The 17,710-nt window shown below is 45.7% G+C and carries 13 protein-coding genes; 11 read left to right on the top strand and 2 right to left on the bottom strand.

From position 1 onward, the window contains the following. The 10 genes from ACO05Z_RS02200 to ychF all read left to right on the top strand — a co-directional run bounded on the left by ACO05Z_RS02200 (position 1) and on the right by ychF (position 14,709). On the top strand, positions 1-2,091 hold the full coding sequence (locus ACO05Z_RS02200) for a hypothetical protein (RefSeq protein WP_421900069.1): 2,091 nt from the start codon (positions 1-3) through the stop codon (positions 2,089-2,091). Further along, positions 2,091-3,302, top strand: a complete 1,212-nt coding sequence (locus ACO05Z_RS02195; RefSeq protein WP_421900067.1) for an ATP-grasp domain-containing protein — start codon at positions 2,091-2,093, stop codon at positions 3,300-3,302. Before ACO05Z_RS02200 ends, ACO05Z_RS02195 begins: the two co-directional genes overlap by 1 nt. A 15-nt stretch (positions 3,303-3,317) precedes the next feature. Further along, entirely contained in the window at positions 3,318-4,601 is a 1,284-nt protein-coding gene (locus tag ACO05Z_RS02190) for a radical SAM/SPASM domain-containing protein (protein WP_421900065.1), read from the top strand. A 204-nt stretch (positions 4,602-4,805) separates the two neighbouring features. Beyond that, positions 4,806-5,927, top strand: a complete 1,122-nt coding sequence (locus ACO05Z_RS02185) for a DegT/DnrJ/EryC1/StrS family aminotransferase (protein ID WP_421900063.1) — start codon at positions 4,806-4,808, stop codon at positions 5,925-5,927. A 116-nt stretch (positions 5,928-6,043) separates the two neighbouring features. Beyond that, positions 6,044-7,906, top strand: coding sequence for an asparagine synthase (glutamine-hydrolyzing) (gene asnB / locus ACO05Z_RS02180; protein ID WP_421900061.1), 1,863 nt, complete (start codon positions 6,044-6,046; stop codon positions 7,904-7,906). A gap of 14 nt (positions 7,907-7,920) precedes the next feature. Beyond that, positions 7,921-8,793 carry a radical SAM/SPASM domain-containing protein gene (locus ACO05Z_RS02175; protein ID WP_421900059.1) on the top strand — a complete coding sequence of 291 codons (873 nt, stop codon included), beginning with the start codon at positions 7,921-7,923 and terminating at the stop codon, positions 8,791-8,793. Between the two features lie 191 nt (positions 8,794-8,984). Next, a complete protein-coding gene (locus ACO05Z_RS02170) occupies positions 8,985-10,445 on the top strand; it encodes a hypothetical protein (RefSeq protein WP_421900057.1) in 1,461 nt (486 codons plus the stop codon). Positions 10,446-10,466: 21 nt separating this feature from the next. Further along, the gene (locus tag ACO05Z_RS02165) at positions 10,467-11,276 is read left to right on the top strand and encodes a glycosyltransferase (protein WP_421900055.1); all 810 of its coding nucleotides are present in this window, start codon (positions 10,467-10,469) and stop codon (positions 11,274-11,276) included. A 372-nt stretch (positions 11,277-11,648) separates the two neighbouring features. Then, the gene (locus tag ACO05Z_RS02160; RefSeq protein ID WP_421900053.1) at positions 11,649-13,445 is read left to right on the top strand and encodes a hypothetical protein; all 1,797 of its coding nucleotides are present in this window, start codon (positions 11,649-11,651) and stop codon (positions 13,443-13,445) included. 163 nt (positions 13,446-13,608) lie between these two features. Then, entirely contained in the window at positions 13,609-14,709 is a 1,101-nt protein-coding gene (ychF, locus tag ACO05Z_RS02155) for a redox-regulated ATPase YchF (protein ID WP_421900051.1), read from the top strand. A gap of 45 nt (positions 14,710-14,754) precedes the next feature. On the opposite strand, the gene ACO05Z_RS02150 is transcribed toward ychF, so the two are convergent. Beyond that, positions 14,755-15,678: a DMT family transporter gene (locus ACO05Z_RS02150; RefSeq protein ID WP_421900049.1), complete on the bottom strand. Its 924-nt coding sequence runs from the start codon at positions 15,676-15,678 to the stop codon at positions 14,755-14,757. A 187-nt stretch (positions 15,679-15,865) separates the two neighbouring features. Here ACO05Z_RS02150 and ACO05Z_RS02145 point away from each other — a divergent pair, with 187 nt between their 5' ends. Continuing rightward, entirely contained in the window at positions 15,866-16,999 is a 1,134-nt protein-coding gene (locus tag ACO05Z_RS02145) for a hypothetical protein (RefSeq protein ID WP_421900047.1), read from the top strand. A 54-nt stretch (positions 17,000-17,053) separates the two neighbouring features. On the opposite strand, the gene ACO05Z_RS02140 is transcribed toward ACO05Z_RS02145, so the two are convergent. Further along, positions 17,054-17,482, bottom strand: coding sequence for a PACE efflux transporter (locus ACO05Z_RS02140; RefSeq protein ID WP_421900045.1), 429 nt, complete (start codon positions 17,480-17,482; stop codon positions 17,054-17,056). Positions 17,483-17,710 lie beyond the last annotated feature (228 nt).

Here is a 17,710-nt window from a genome sequence, read left to right as displayed (position 1 = left end):
ATGGCACAAACGACACTCCTTGAATGCACTCTTCGTGATGGCAGCTACGCGGTCAACTTTCAATTTACCCCCCAGGAAAGCATTTTAATGGCCTTAGCACTTGAACGAGCAGGTGCAAGGATGATCGAAGTAGGTCATGGACTGGGTCTAAATGCGACCAATTGTGGCAAAGGAGAAGCCGCTGCCAGTGATGAAGAATATATGGAGGTCATGTCTGGAAGACTGAATAAAGCCTTATGGGGTATGTTCTGCATTCCAACAATTGCTGAAAAAGAACATTTACAGACGGCTGCCCGATACAATATGGGATTCGTCCGTATTGGAACCAATGTAACAGAGCATGAACAGGCAGCTCCATTTATCGAGCTGGCAAGATCTGAAAAAATCTTTGTCGCAGCAAACCTGATGAAATCTTATGCTGTATCCAAAGAAGAGCTTGCAAAGAAAGCCCAGGATATGGAGAGATATGGAGCCCAAGCCCTCTATCTGGTTGACTCCGCTGGAACCATGCTACCGAATGATGTTGCCGAGTATGTAACTTCCCTGCGTAAAGCCATTGATATTCCTATCGGCTTCCATGGACACGACAACCTGTCATTAGCACTTGCTAACTCACTTGCGGCCATCGATGCCGGAGCTCAATACATTGATACAACTTTACAGGGACTTGGACGTGGCGGAGGTAATCCCGCCACAGAACTGCTGGTAGCGGCATTACAGAAACGCGGTGAAATCACGGACGAATTCAATCTAAATCTACTTTTGGACATAAGTCAGGAAATGATTACTCCGCTGCAGAGGGAACCACGACTCAGTCCTTTATCCGTTATTTCAGGATATGCCGGATTTCACAGCAGCTTTCTGGGAGCAGTATTAGCAGTGGCCAAGGAATTTGATGTAGATGCCAGAGATCTTATCGTACGTTTGTGTGAAGAAGACAGAATCAGGGCTCCTAAAGAAACTCTTGTCAGGCTTGCAAAAGATCTGGCTGCAGAATCAGCTGACTCTGATCAAGGAATAGCAACGAGCATAGGCGAATGGATTCATGGTTCTCCATACACGAAAAGGTATGGAATACAGCCGCTGGAACGCTTGCTTAACGATATCAAGGCTGTGGCAAAATCACCAGAAAGAGGTGTCCTGAATGTTGTATGCGCACAGCAGCACCAAGAAGAACCATTTGTCTCTCCGCTTGTACAAGATCAGGAATCATACGCCATAGGCAGTGTTGAAGTCGGCTCACTGGAAAGTGCCATACAAGTTTTCCAAATCGCTAACGGCAAAGTGCCTTCTTTACTGGTAGATGACGATGTCATCGATTTTATCCCAAAACCGCTAAGTGAAGTAGCACTACAATATGCCCCAGATAATCAGATATATTCTTATAGTGACTCAAGCACGTGGGCATCATCCGTCGTAGAAATGGTCATCGAAAAATTCGGTCCGGTGCGCGACAAAAAATTTATTCTGCACGGGCATGGCAATGTGTTGCAACATGCAGGATGGGCCTTATCGCAATTTGGGTCTATCCTATATTTCATAGACCCGCATGAGAAGGAAAAGGCATCGCTTTGGAATATCTGCCATAAAAATGACAATCACCCGCAAGCTCCCTCCCCTGCAGATCAGGACACACCTGTATCAGCCCTGGTAAGTTTCGCACGAGACACCCTGCAGTTAAAAAAAGAACATATTTTGCATTGGAAACCAGAGCTGGTTATTGATGCCGGCATCGGGGGAATTTCCCCCGCCGCAATAGCGGAAGCGACAATGCGCAACATCCCCATCATTCGCCCGGACATGCGCGCCAGCATCACAGCAAAATTGCATGCCCTGCAGGGAGCACGAAACCTGATACGCACTGACATGGGCCGCAAGCAAATCGAGGATATCCATATTGTAGGCGGAGGCTACCTTGGACAGGCAGGTGATATCGTAGTGGACTCTATTGGAAACCCCACCCGGGTTATTGGGATCGCTACAGGAGATGGCTTCGTCGATTACGAATTATCAGATGAACATAAGAAAAAAATAGAACGGATTTGGAAGCATATCATTAACAATAGATACTTTTTAAAAAGGAATTCTTAATGAAAGCTGCTGCAAGGCCAGAACGCCTTATGGTGCTTGGCGGAAGCCTATACAACATACCGGCCATACGCACTCTTAAGTCCTCGAACCGACAGATTATAGTCGTGGACCGAAGCCCGGAAGCCCCGGGATTTGCAGAAGCAGACACCCCACTATGTCTGGATTTCTCAGATCAAGAACTCACATTGAAAGCCGCTCGAGAACTAAACATCAACGGAATTCTGCCATTTAATGATTACGGAGTAGTGACAGCAGCCTACGTAGCAGAGGCCCTCGGCCTTTCGGGAATTTCATGCAAAACGGCCCAAAACACTACCAACAAGCTTAAAATGAGGCAGATATGGGATAAGGCTGGCCTGCCTTCTGTTCGTTACCGGCATGTTAATTCCTTGGAGGAGGCCGAAGAAGCCGTAAAGTCACTGAATACGTGGCCACTTATTTTCAAACCAGCGGACAGTAGGGGAGGAGGTTCCCGTGGCGTGTCCGTTGTTAGTGGACCGGATGAAGTTGAACATGCAATGAAATTTGCACAAAACTACTACACTTGCCCCTCTGTACTGATAGAAGAATGCCTGCAGGGAAGTGAACATAGTCTGGAACTCCTCATCAGCCAAGATCAGGCCATTGTATTTGCCTGCTCAGATAAAGTAAAAACACCTTGGCCATACTGCGTTGATAAAAGCGTCATATATCCCACGGCACTTAAACCTGATGAATACAGGGAAGTAGCGGAACTGGCGAAAAGAGCAGTCAAAGAGCTTGGAATCGATATCGGGGCGGCTCACGTAGAGATCTGCATGACTGCTGACGGACCACGTCTTTTTGAGGTAGGAGCAAGACTTGGGGGAGGGGGTACCCCAGAACCCATCCTGAGTCACGTGACAGGCCACCCTGTTATGCAGCTCTGGGCCGAGATCCTTCTAGGAGGACAACTCCCCTCTCTCCAGTTGAATCCCCCGAAAGGGTGCATATACGACTTCATTATTGCAGAACCTGGTGTTGTAGAATCGATTTCAGGACTCAAGGCTTTAGAAAACATGCCAAACATACTTGATTTCGGTCTTACGATTAAGGAAGGTGATACTGTTTGTTTGGTTAGGACTGGACTTGACAGAAGTGGATTTATTATTTCCGCAGCAGAAACTAGAGCTGAAGCACTTAGTTTTGCACAGAAAGCACAAAATATACTTCGCATCACAACTCGCAATTAACTGACAGGAGCAAACATGAAAAAGATAATCCACAATATTGAACAGTCACCGATTACCCAGTGGGCACAAGGAGAGACAAAGCTCAACCACGGGCCTTGGCTAAGTTATATAGGTGTCACAAATATCTGCAACAGCCGATGCAAAGTATGTGCTCATAAAACCGCAATGCGTTCCGAACAAGGCACAATGCCTCCCGAGATTTTTGATCGGATATGCTCTCAGCTGCCAGAATCGATCAACAAAGTTTACCTTATGAAACAGGGTGAACCTTTCATAAATAAGAATCTTGAAAATTACGCGGCACAATTACGTAGGCAACGCCCTAAAATGCACATTGCAACTCACACCAATGGCATTTTATTAAGTGAAAAACGCCTTGGGATATTAAAAGACATCAACTCCTTAGGGGTTTCTATTAGTGCTATCAGCAGGGATATATATAAGAAAGTACATGGAGTTGATAAATTCAATTTAGTAAAAGAAAACCTTCATTCCTTGTCTGAAGCTCTTTTAAAAATTGAAAAGAAAGACCGTCCACATGTATTCATTGATTATGTAAGCCAAAATGCTAACGCATCTGAAAACAGAGAAGAAGTAATAGAATTCTTCGCATCCAATTTTCCGGGACTGGCTTCGGTCGACTTCCACTGGGTTTATAACTTCCAAGGTGAAATCGACGAAGGCCATATGGATATATACGACCGTCTCCCATATGAGAAATTCCCAGTTTGCATCTTTCCAAATGTAGCCGTCACATTTTGCCATGATGGCAACGTAAGTTACTGCTTTGTTGAACCCCGCGAAAATGCTTTTCTGGGAAACATCGTGGAGCAGTCCTTTGAAGAGATATGGAATGGTGCAGCTTACACTTCATTTAGAAAAGAAATGAAGGAGCATAACTTTGCTGCCCTGAAAGAAAAAGGTTTTTACTGCCATAAATGCGCTTGGCTGTGGAGTCTGCAGGGACAAACTCCACAGCAACTTATCAAGGGGCTCTGGAGGAAGGACTCCACCGCGCAATCCCCAAGTACTTTCCAGCAGCTTATCTCATCCAGCCCCGAAGAACTCGCAGAAGAAGCCCAGGCGCATTACCTTGACGGGAATCCGTCACAAGCACTTTCTGTTGCAGAGTTTTTAAAGGCAACCCACCAGAGCTCAGAAGCACAACATATCGCTGATGAAATCATCCGTCACAGCAAAGATGTTTTAAATCGATATGCAAATCTCAGCCTCTGGCAGGAAGAACTCAAGAAAGAGGAAGGGCATTCCTCTAGAAAATGCGAGTACCACGAGCTTTAGCAGCTCAATTTCTGACTTATTTTATCCGTCTGTAACCAAGGAAACTATACGGCCAGAACACTATATGCTGGGAATATCTTCAAAACTAATTACCGGATTAATCAACAGCACTGTTGATTATCTACACATTCTCTTTTAAGCAAAGCGCTACTTTTTATATAAACAGGATTTCAAGATACATTTACCACACGGAAAACCTATAAGATGTATAAGATACCATTAATCAAGCCATACATGAACGACTCTATCAGAAAATCGGTACAGGACGTTCTTGACTCAGGTTATTTAACAGAAGGTCCTGTTACAAAAAAACTCGAACAACTTATTTCGAAATACACTTCTGTTCGTCATGCCATTGCTGTTACAAACTGTACCGTAGGGCTTGAAATCGCACTACGAGCAATTAATCTGCAACCGGGGGATGAAGTGATCGTTCCTGATTACACATATCCTGCAACAGCATCTGCCGTCGCTATTGCAGGGGGAGTCCCGGTTATTGTTGATATTGACCCGAAAACAATGAATATCGACTATGCTACGCTGGAAAAGGCTATCACTGAAAAAACCCGTGCACTCATACCTGTATCCCTGTTCGGTAACCCCCTTGATTGGCAACGACTTTCAGACATAAAAAAACGATACAACCTTTGGGTTATTGAAGATGCAGCCTGTTCACTGGGAGCGGAATATCAAGGCAGAAAAGTCGGATCACTGGCGGACATCTCTGTATTCAGTATGCACCCCCGCAAATTCATAACAACTGGAGAGGGCGGCATTATCACTACTGACAATGACGATTTCGCAGCCTATATGGATTCGTTTAAGCATTTTGGAATGGAAAGACAGGGCAACCGTGAGGAGATTGTATTTGGGAAAATTGGAACCAATGCCAAGCTTTCCAATGTAGTAGCTGCAATTGGGGTCGGTCAGATGGAAGTCATTGACGATTTACTAGCAGAACGCAGAAATCTGGCAGACAAATATATTACTCTCCTTTCTCCATACCCTGCAATTGAACTTCCCCAAACCACCTCCAAAGGACTCCACTCGTATCAGTCATTCTGCGTATTTGTTGATAATCGCGAAAAAATTATGAAAAGAATGCGTGAACATGGTATTGAAGTGCAAATAGGAACATACCAGCTCAGCAAACAACCGGCATTTCGAGATTCGCAGAATTGCCGCATTGAGGGTAAAATGGACGGTAGTTCAGAGGCCTTTATGCGCTGCCTCACACTTCCTCTTTACAATGGCATGCCTCATACAGAACAGGAAGAAGTAGTTACGACACTTGTCAGTTTGGTTAATGAGCACACTAAGCTTTAAAAATTTTAATGGAGAAGAGCGACAATGCATATCCCGACTTCATTTGTTTTCACCCCTACTACTCTTTCCGTTTTATTTGTTAAGTGTGCAAAAAAAAATAAGCGTGATCCAGAATTATGTGCGGCATAGCTGGTTATTGTAATTTTTCAGGAGCCCCTGCCGATGAACTCGTAGTCAGGGAAATGGTTGAGACCCTTCGCCACCGAGGTCCGGATGGGCTTGATACGCTGGCAAAAGGTTCCGTGGCGTTGGGGCATGTACGCCTTGCTGTCCTCGATTTGTCAGATGCTGGACGCCAGCCAATGCAAACAGATGACGGACTATACTCCATTATTTACAACGGAGAAGTATACAATTTTAAGCAAATCCGTCATGAGCTCAGTTCCTTAGGATACAAATTTCGCTCAGGGACAGACACAGAAGTTGTTTTAAACGCCTACCGCGAGTGGGGAAAAGATTGTGTATCCAGATTCAATGGCATGTTTGCATTTTGTATTCTGGACAACATCCGCCAGACGTTTTTTTTAGCAAGAGACCGTTACGGAATAAAACCGCTTTACTATAGGATAGTCAACAATACATTCCTTTTTGCATCCGAGGCAAAGGCTTTAACAAAACACCCTGAATTCAATACCCAATTGGATTTACAGGCACTTACAGAATACCTTACCTTCCAGAACATCCTCACCGACCGTACATTTTTCGATGGAGTTAAAGTTTTTCCTGCAGGAAACATAGGTTTTTGTCCCCTTTCCGGCAGAGATTTAAAGCTGACAAAATATTGGGACTTCAATTTCATTGATGGTGAATGCAATGAAAATGATGCCGAAGAAGAACTGGATCATCTGTTTCGTAAAGCAGTAAAACGACAGTTGGTCAGTGATGTTGAATTGGGGGCCTACCTGTCAGGCGGCATTGATTCCGGCTCAATCACAGCTGTGGCCGCCAAAGAGCTCCCCTGCATGAAATCGTTTACCTGCGGGTTTGATTTAAATTCGGCCTCAGGTATTGAACTGGGGTTTGATGAAAGAGAACGTGCAGAGTTTATGTCTTATTTTTTCAAGACAGAGCATTATGAGGTGGTTCTTAAATCCGGAGACCTAGAGCGGGTGATGCCTACGTTGGCCTGGCATATCGAGGAACCGCGCATAGGACAAAGTTACCCTAATTATTTTGCAGCAAAACTGGCTTCCCATTTTGTAAAAGTTGTATTGGCAGGAACTGGAGGAGACGAGCTTTTTGCAGGATATCCATGGAGATATTACCGTGCGTTACAAAGTAAAAACTTCGAAGAATACATAGATTTATACTACTCCTTCTGGCAGCGGCTAATTCCCAACAGAAAACTCCGGCCGCTCTTGTCTCCCGTTGAAGCACAGACACGCCACGTATGGACCCGTGATATTTTTCGCGATGTTTTTGGAGACAACACAACAAGCCCTCAAACTCCTGCAGAATGCATAAACCGTTCTCTGTATTTTGAGGCCAAGACCTTCCTGCATGGCCTGCTGTTAATTGAAGATAAACTTTCAATGGCGCACGGGCTAGAGACACGCCTGCCATTTCTTGACAACGAACTGGTGGATTTTGCACAAACACTTCCGGTGGCATTAAAGCTAAAAAATTTAGCAGAAAATGTACATATCAACGAAAATCAGCCCGACAAGGCCAAAGTGTATTACCGGAAGTATAGTGACGGAAAATACTTACTTCGAAAGGCCATGGACCGCCATATACCTGACAAAATTTCAATTGCCGCAAAGCAGGGTTTTTCCGGTCCAGATGCATCATGGTTTCGTGGCGACAGCTTAGAATATGTTCAAAGATTGTTACTGTGTAAGAATTCTCGCGTCTGGGATATTTTAGACTATAAGACAGGGACACAATTAATCAATGAGCATTTATCAGGCAAAGAGAACCGCCGCTTATTTATTTGGTCACTTCTCAGTATTGAATGGTGGCTTCGCACTTATCTTTAATCATGGAGCTACTTATGAATTTTCCAAAGCGTATTACGCTTGAATTTACCAACTTCTGCAACCTGCATTGCGTTTTTTGTCCCCGGCGTTTGATGGAGAAAGAAACAGGATTCATGGATGTTAAGCTAGCTCGTAAACTGATGGAAGAAATTGGCGAGCACGCCCCTGTTGCAATAGTGCCTTTTTTTCGTGGCGAAACCCTTACCCATCCTCAATGGGACATTTTGCTTGAATCATTACATGAATTCGGACTGGATCAAATACAGATGGCTACTAATGCCAGCCTGCTGACTGAGAAGAAAGCCAAACGCATTTTGGAAATAGGGATGGACACACTCTCTTTTTCCATGGACACCCTGAATCCTGATCTATACCGACGCTTTCGGGGATGCGATTATGATGTAAGTCTGGGTAACGTATTACGATTTCTGGAACTAAGAAAAGAAAGCGACAACACTATCCCTACCGTACAGGTTTCAGCTGTTAAAACCCCTGAAAATGCACATGAGATTAATGATTTTATAGATTTTTGGAACAGCAAAGTTGACAGGGTCCGTATTTACCCGATGCATTCCGCAGATGGTCATCCAGGAAGCCTGCCACGGTCCACACAGAGCAGTGACCGCAAGCCCTGCCACAAAGTAAACGAAGATATGGTCATATATTGGAATGGGGATGTCGCCTTATGCAATCACGACTGGACACGGATTGTCACCGGACAACACATAGGTTCTGTCGTAAATCAATCTATTCAGGAAATATGGGTATCACCTGCCTACGAGACGATTCGAGCAGCCCATCAATCCGGAAATCTAGAGGGGATTCTTCCATGTGACCACTGTCAGCACTGGAATGGAGATCCTGTGGGCATAGTTATTGAGAAATAGAGGGCAACAATGGCTCCCAAGCGGGTGTGCACTCTTGTCTCTCCAAGATATCTTTGTAATCTCGGACCTTATCCAATCTCGACGACAGACTATATGTCTGCTAAACTCCAATAAATTTTTTTTTCAATTAGCGCGTCGGAATTTTACTATAACACACCTAAAAACAAACAGCTCCTTAGCGAAGGCCCAATATGGATTTTAGCGTTGTTGTACTGTCTAACCCTGATTCAATCTACTGGCGTTCCATCGAAGATGTTATTTACCCGTTACGCGATGCTATTTCTGCTCTTGGGTATTCAGTTGATATATTGCAGAACAAGCTTTCAAAAGAAGGCGTAAATATTATCTTTGGCCTTCATGACAAGCCAGACTTTCCGCTGCATGAGATACCTGACAACTCTATTATATACAACTTTGAACAGATAGTTAAAGGAAGCAAAGCACTTCGCCCCCATTACATTGAATCTCTTTGCAAGTTCACGGTATGGGAATACAGCAAACGCAACGTAGAGACACTAAGAAGAAATTTCAACGCACCCAATGTACATCATGTTCCGCTGGGCTATGTTCCCCAGATGCAATGCATTGATGAAAATTACCCTAAGGATATTGATGTTCTCTTCTACGGTGCAATGAGCCCCAGACGTCAGGAAATCATCAAGCAACTCCGACAACGCGGAATAAATGCCAGAGCAATCGAAAGAGTCTTTGGGCATGAACGTAATTTCTATATCGCCCGATCCAAGATAGTCCTGAATATGCACTACTACACCCCGGGGATATTTGAAGAAGTTCGCAACAGCTTTCTCTTTGCCAACAAAAAAACAATTGTTTGTGAGCGCAATGAAGACACCACTGTTCCCTCAAGATACGAGGACTCATGCTGTTTTGCTCCTTACGATTCACTCGTTGAGACCATTGAGGATCTTTTAGAAAATCAGGAGGAATGTTCGGCACAGGGGAAGCGAGGCTTTTCAATCTTCTCACAAATGAACTATCCGGATATTCTTGCCGATGTCACCCGAAAAGCAGTTCCGTGTCCGGCAAAAAAAGTAAGCATCCCCAAGCGCATCAATGCCGGTTCAGGGAAGGATTTCATGGAAGGATACCTGAACTTGGATATCAACCCTGCTTGGGACCCCGACATATTGATAGATTTGTCAGCTAACATAGACCATGAAAAAACTTTCAATACAAAGAGATTCGGCAACATATCGTTACCCAAAGGTTATTTTGAGGAAATTATAGCCAATGATGTCTTGGAACACGTCCCCGACTTGATCCTTACAATGACCAACTTCCTTGATTTGCTGTGCGAAAGCGGAAGGCTGACGGTGCAGGTCCCCTATGATTTATCATACGGAGCATGGCAGGATCCTACTCATGTCCGGGCATTCAATGAAATGAGCCTGAGATATTATACAGACTGGTGCTGGTACGTTGGCTGGCGGGACTATCGCTTTTTTGTGAAAGATCTTTCCTACGTCCCAAGCGATCTGGGAAAACAAATGCATCAGCAGCAGCAAAGTCTCGAAAAACTTTTGCATACTCCCAGAGCCATAGACAGCATGACCGTGACCCTTGAGAAGCGTCGAAGCACGCCTGAAGAACAACGGGATTATGACCTCAGGCATCGCACATTCTACAAATAATAAGGGCTCAGAGGTTTCCAGATGATCGACATACTTTACCTGACATTCAACCGAATTGCTTACACGAGAATAACACTTCCCGCTCTGATCAAAAATGCAGGCGCGGAATTTTCGTTGACAATTATTGACAACGGTTCAACAGACGGCACAGTGGAATACCTCAAGGCAATGCAAAAAAAGCATAAAGGGACAATCAAAGAAATAATCTTTAATTCCGAAAACATAGGCCTTTCACTGCCCACCAATGTCTTCTGGAAAACATCGAAAGCCCAATTTGTAGGTAAAATTGATAACGACACACTTGTTCCGGAAGGCTGGCTTGCTCGCCTGCTGGAAGCTCATGAAAAATCTGACAAACTTGGTGTGGTAGGTGGATTTCACTTCAATATGGCTTACGTTGATCAGGAGGCACTCAAGCGCAGGGTAATTTCCGTAGATGGAGTTTCTCTGGTCCCGGACGCTTTCATCGGGGGATGTTGCTATCTTCTCCGCAAAACAGTGCAACAGCAACACGGCTACCTTGCTGTAGATCATGCAAAAAAAACATCCGGCTGGACCGAATACCAACAGGCAATAGCCCGTAGCGGGTACCTCAACGGATACCTATACCCTTTGCTCGAGGTTGAACACTTCGACGATCCTTTAAGTGAATACAACCTAGCCTACACCAAACACCGTGAGATGTCGGTCATTTCAATGGGTGAAAAAGGAATTGGCAACAGAGAAGAACAACTTAAGTGGTATATCCGAGATGCCAAAAGAGTGGAAATGGGCTTATCCCTTGCACAGATGGGATTCAAGGTTCCCATGGCCGATTCAGACGACAATTAATATATTACAGACAGTCCCGGTTAAAAGCACTTCACCCACCCAATACTGCAAAACTACGATTATTTTAGAACAAACCCCTAAAAAACGCACGAATCTGCCCCACACAAGAAGCATCAGACAGAGGTCCAATAACAAATGCGCACTGCCCCCTCAGCCAAATCAATAGGCATTCTGCTGTCCAGTAATCTCAGCCTCAAACGACTCCTTCCTTTTGCAAAAGAAACTCATGCGAGAGGGCACAAAGTAACGTTCTTGAATTTGGTCCACGAGAATGAAGAACAATTACTTAAATATGGGAAAGTAGAAACAATCAGAAATGCAGATCTACGCTCCCGGAAAGATATAGACGTGCTTTTTACTGTGGATAGCTGCGTGAAGAAACCGCAAGACAGTAAAGTGGTCGGTATTCCTCATTTTCACACCGATATTGATCCGAAGAATGCAAATGTTGAGGACTACTATCCATATATGGTGATTCTTGCCGGCTGTGATTACATGATCCTTGGCCACCAGAACCTGAGCAGGTTCGCCGGTAAAGATTTCGAACATATCCTTGGTATAGTTCCGGAAGAATACCATCTCCCAGAAAGTCATTCGACCATTATTCCTGCCGGATACCCTTCTCTGGATGTACTTGAGGAGTCCATCAGCAATTCCCAAGTTGAACAGGACAGTATCCTCTATGCCCCTACATATAACTACGTACAGACGGAAAAAGATTCTCAGGACACCATCTCCATTCTGGAAACTCTCGCCCAAAAATTTCCTGATAAGCAGATCGTTTTCCGCCCCCTGCCCAACTCTCAAGCCCGCCATGAAGGTAAAGTTCTTTTTGAAAAGTTAAAATCAAAGAATGTCAGCCTCGACCTCTCTAATAACAACCCTGAGCAATATGCCCGGGCAGCCCTTGTGGTTACGGATACTTCAACGACTGCCGACACATTCAGCTATGCCACATTACGACCCCATATCCAGTGCCAGATGCATGGTTTCAAAAAAGAATCCACTAGCAAGGGTACAGGATGGGTTGCGTACAGCCTGGAACAATTCAATCAAATTTTAAATTCTCTTGATCTGGACTCAGGAGCCTATGCGGATGAAATTTTAAAACAACGCAATGAACAGTTTTGTTCTGTGGGCAGAACAGCGGCTAATGTTATTGATCACATCGAAACAATCTGCAACGGAGATAATTGTGAAAGCTGGCTTAAAGTTCCTCGAAGAATTGACCGTTCCTTACGGGACTCAAACGACAAAGATTTACTGCAAGAGATACTAAAAACAAAGCCCGGCCCCAGAAAGGCAAGCTATATCACGTGCGCTGAAGCATACTCTAACTGCTCCTCGCAGCCGCGTTCATACGCAGACCTCTTCAACTGGTACAAAGCACACCAGCCTTTGAACAGAGAAAACGCACATAACCTTACCTGCTTTTTAATGCAGGATAAAACCATACAGATCATCGACAGTTCTGATTTCCACGAAACCAACCCGCAAAGAATGAACATCCCGTTTTATTTAAATTGCGGGCAGGACACATCAATTGACGATTTTACTTTCAGCGCGGATATAATAAAGACTTCTTTTGCAGGATATACAGGAACGAATACAGAAGAAAAAAACAATCATGTTCCGCTGCAAGAAATCATTTCAAATCAGGAACGGGCCTATATTGCCATAGGTAACGACACTATGTACTCAAGAATGGCAACATCATTTGATCTGTACTGCCTCGCCCGCCAAAACGGACTCGAAATTATCTCGCCTAAGGTATTACATTATATTGCTGTAGAAATTACCCCGCAAAAAACAGTTAACCTTCTTCAAGCATGGCAATGCCGTGAAAAGGCAAAATCCAACAACTCTGAACCGTTCATGATTTGGGGTAGTTCTGGGTATTACCAACAACTAAAAACAAACAACGAACTGCCGGACATGGCTCGCTGCCTCGGTTTTATTGACAGCAACAAAGATTCCCAAGGAACTACGGTTGACGCTAAAACCGTTTATTCTTTGCAAGAGGCCCTGCGAGTTGCGAAATATCCGTTTACAATAATTATTGCAGCTTCCTACATATACCATGATGAAATCATCGCAACCCTCCGGGAAGAGCTTGCCCGCATGACCCCAAACTCAACACTTGCCCATCCCCGCAAAGACGGGTATTGAGGGGCCGCAACACGTGATATTATCTTTATAGATAAAGAAAACGACTTTTCACCTTTCACGGCACAACACCCCGGATAAATTATTTTTTTCATGCAACCAGCGTTGCATGTGCGGGATATTTGCGGCGTGGAAAGGAATTTATATTTTTTGAGGAGAATTTATTATGGCTCTCAGTATCGGTATCGTGGGACTGCCCAACGTTGGTAAATCCACACTTTTCAACGCCTTGACCAAGGCCCAGAACGCAGAAAGCGCAAACTACGCATTCTGCACCATTGAACCCAACAAGGCAGTTGTGCCCGTCCCGGACGAACGCATCGACAAGCTGGCCGAACTGGTTAATCCCCAGCGCGTACAGCAGTCCACCGTCGACTTCATCGACATCGCGGGGCTGGTAGAAGGCGCAAGCAAGGGTGAGGGTCTCGGCAACAAATTCCTCGGAAACATCCGCGAAACTCAGGCTATCCTTCACGTTGTACGCTGCTTTGACAACGACGACGTTATCCACGTTGCCAACTCCGTTGATCCCCTGCGCGATATCGAAGTCATCGAAACCGAACTGATCCTCGCCGATGTACAGGCTCTGGATACCCGCATCGAGGGCATGAAGAAAAAGATCAAGGGCGACAAGACTCTTGGTCCCAAAATTGCCGAAGCTGAAAAGCTGCTCGAACACCTCAACGAAGGTAACCCCGTGGGTACCTACGACGAGCTGGACACCGACAACATGGTTGAAATGCTCCGCGACCTGCGCCTGATCACCGCTAAAAACGTAATCTACTGTGCCAACGTTGATGAAGACGGCCTCACCGAAGACAACGATTACGTCAAAAAGGTAAGAGCACTAGCTGAAGAACGCGGCGCTGAATTCGTAAAAATTTCCGCTAAAATGGAAGAAGAGCTGGTCGGACTTGATGAAGAAGAATACAACGAATTTCTCGAGTCCTACGGTGTAACTGAATCCGGTCTGGCCAAGATCATCCGCACCGGTTTCCACACTCTGGGCATGATCAGCTACTTCACTGCCGGGGTTAAAGAAGTACGCGCATGGACCATCCATGACGGCGACAAAGCTCCCCGCGCAGCCGCAGCCATCCACACCGACTTCGAACGCGGTTTCATCCGCGCAGAAGTTATCGGTTACGACGATTACGTAACCAACGGAAGTGAAGCAGCCTGCCGCGCAGCAGGTGTGCTCCGCGCAGAAGGAAAGGAATACATCGTTAAAGACGGTGATGTTATTCACTTCCTGTTTAATGTTTAAGCTATATTCAAAAGAAAAGGGGGAGCAGTTATGCTCCCCCTTTTTTTATCTTTTTTTCAGCACAATCACTCCGATAATAACCAGAAAACATCCTCCCCATTGCTCCAGCGTCATGTATTCGCCTAGCACCGGGATAGCTACCAGAGCGGTCATCATGGGTTCAACGGTTAGTAATATGTTAACCACTGATGGCGAAAGATGATTCAAACTGGCGGTGATCAAAGTCCAGCCGGTCATGGACGGGCCGATGGCAAGGGTTAGGATACAGGCCCAGCCCTTCCAGTCTACACCGGGCATTAGGATGGCTGCAGGATTCGGAGCAGTTCCGGGAATCATCCCTTGTACAAACAGATTCAGAATCAGCATATAAACGGCAGCAATGCCGAAAACATGCATCATAATACTGAATGAACTAAGGCCCCGCTTTGTGCATTCACGCCCCAGCAGCGCATAGGCGGAAAAAAAGACAGCGGAAAGCAACCCCAGAAACATGCCGATTGGGGTCAATGAAAAATCAGAGACTCCCTGAATTCCACACACCAAAGCACATCCCAAAAGACAGAACAGGATTGAAGGAAGAATCCGCAGATTCGGTTTTTCACCCCCTAAGGCCCACTGCGCCAGCACGGTAATCGGCACGGAGACATAAACAAGCACCGTGGAAACCCCGGCTCCGTTAAAATAAACAGACCCGCCCCAGATTCCGTTCAATCCGGTTAGGACTGCGCCATATACGGCCAGCAGTCCAATATTTTCACGCTCGAATTTAAGCTTATGGGGTTTGAAAATACGCAACCCGGCCATAAGAATGGTACACACAAACAAATTCCGCCAGAAAGTAACCACCAGAATAGGCTGGGCGTAATCCACGACCATTATCTTTATGAAAATACCCACAAGGGAAATTAGCGCCGCACCGGAGAGAACCTGCGCTATGCCAAGACTTGTGGATGATTTAAGCTTAATCATACTTTTATCCTTGAATCATTCAATAACCACGAGGAATACGGTGGGGAACGATATTTCAGGAGCTTGAAATTTAAAAGCGAAATCTACAGAGTAACCACTCACATGTTGTAATAAATTTGACCTGATTATGTAATGACGGATAGATGAGAGTAAGAAAAACAATAAAAAAACAGCGAGGATCAAATATATGCCCAAGGCTCTGCCGCGACTTATAACCGCCCTGCTGCTTTTCCTGCTTGGCGGATTCATCCTGTTCATGCTCAACCAGATTGCGGGACTGGCCCAGCTCTGCGCTGTCTACTTTCCGGCGTCACACGATTATGTGCTCTTCGGATTGAGCGCTCTATTCCTGACCGTCTGTTTCAGTCCGCTGGTTATCCACATGTTCCGCCCCGGGCCACTGGTCATGCCCGATAGTCCCACCCCTTCAGAGCAGCGGGAATTCATCCGCAAGCTACGCAAAAGATTGAAGTCCAACAAATATATCCGCGAAGCCGCGCTGCCTCTGTCCACTAACGAAGAACTCGATATAGCCCTTGAGCATTTGGACCGCATTTCCACCCAAAAGATGAAAACCGTGGCCTCAAGGATTTTCCTTTCCACAGCAATTTCCCAGAACGGGCAACTGGACTCTTTCATCGTTCTCGGCACCCTGACCAAGCTAGTCTGGGATGTATCCAAAATCTACAACCAGCGGCCCTCTATGCGCGATATGATAGCGGTCTACGCCAATGTTGCGGGTACTGCATTCTTCGCCAGCGCAGTAGAGGAGCTGGATATCCAAGCCCAGATCGAAGCGATTATGTCCCCGGTTCTGGCCGGATCAGCACTGGGTATGATCCCCGGAGCCAGCGGGTTGACCTCAATCGTCACAGCCTCCATTCTGGACGGTTCCACCAATGCCTTCCTTGCCCTGCGTGTTGGCATCATCACCCGTGGGCACTTCAATTTCCACGCCGAGCGCAATTCTCCGGGCTACCGTCGTGCCGTCCTGCGCGAGGCCGCAGGCATGCTTCTTTCCATCGCCATGGGCTCCACAAAGACCATCACTACCGCCTACCTCAAAACCATCACCGGAGCTGCCGGGGAAAAAGCCGCCAGCGCCGCCAAAAAAGTAGTAGATTCTACGGACAAGGCATTTCAGGCTACCAGCAAAGCAGCCAAGTATTCCGCGCAACAAGTCGGCAAAGTGGCCCGCTTCGCCACATTCAAGAACGACAAACAGGAAGAACCGGAACCTGAGCCGGAACCTGAGACAATGAAAGAAAAAGCTGGAAAGAAATTCGGCAGGGTCAAAAATATGTTTCGTCGAAAAAAATAAAAAAGGGTGGACCGAAGATTCGGTCCACCCTTTTACTTTAGTTAATCTAAATTGCTACACATTATCCGCCACCGGCATGGGAAATACAATGTCATACACCCAGTTGTAGACAAAGGCGTAGACGAGGAAGAAAAGCGCAAAACCGATATCCGCGATAAGCGCATGCCAGAGGGTCAAATCCAGCCACCATGCTACGAAAGGCACGGTGATGGTCAGAAGGGAAAGCTCAAATAAAACAGCATGCAATGCACGCATCCATGTGGGCCGCACATTGACCGGCCTGTTCAGGGCCACCAGCACTTTGTCAAAGACCAAGTTGTACAGATAGTTGCAGACCATGGCGGTCATGGAGATAGCAACACTCATGACCCCGATCCGGCTCATATCTTTATCCAGTATCCACGAAGCCAGCGGGGTACAGGTGCAAAGTCCGATAATTTCGAATAACAGGGTGTGCCTGATTCTGTCAGCAGTAGTTCTCATGCGGGAGAGAATACTGCTGACCTGCTACTGATTCAAGATGATTCTCTAAAAACATATCATTAAAAATCAGCATGATACTAAAATATAATAATAGTCACTCCCCTGAAACAGGACGAACTTTTCTGCTTTGCGCGAACGGATTTCCAGATATGTCCAAGCTTTGCATTGTTTTTGGCACCCAAATTGAATAAACTGTTCACAGGTGTCAGAAAACACACATTTTTTCCT

Origin of the sequence: Maridesulfovibrio sp. (assembly GCF_965230075.1) — a bacterium.
Lineage (GTDB): Bacteria > Desulfobacterota > Desulfovibrionia > Desulfovibrionales > Desulfovibrionaceae > Maridesulfovibrio.
The sequence above is the reverse complement of the archived record's forward strand: the minus strand, read 5'-3'. Positions and strand labels throughout refer to the sequence as shown.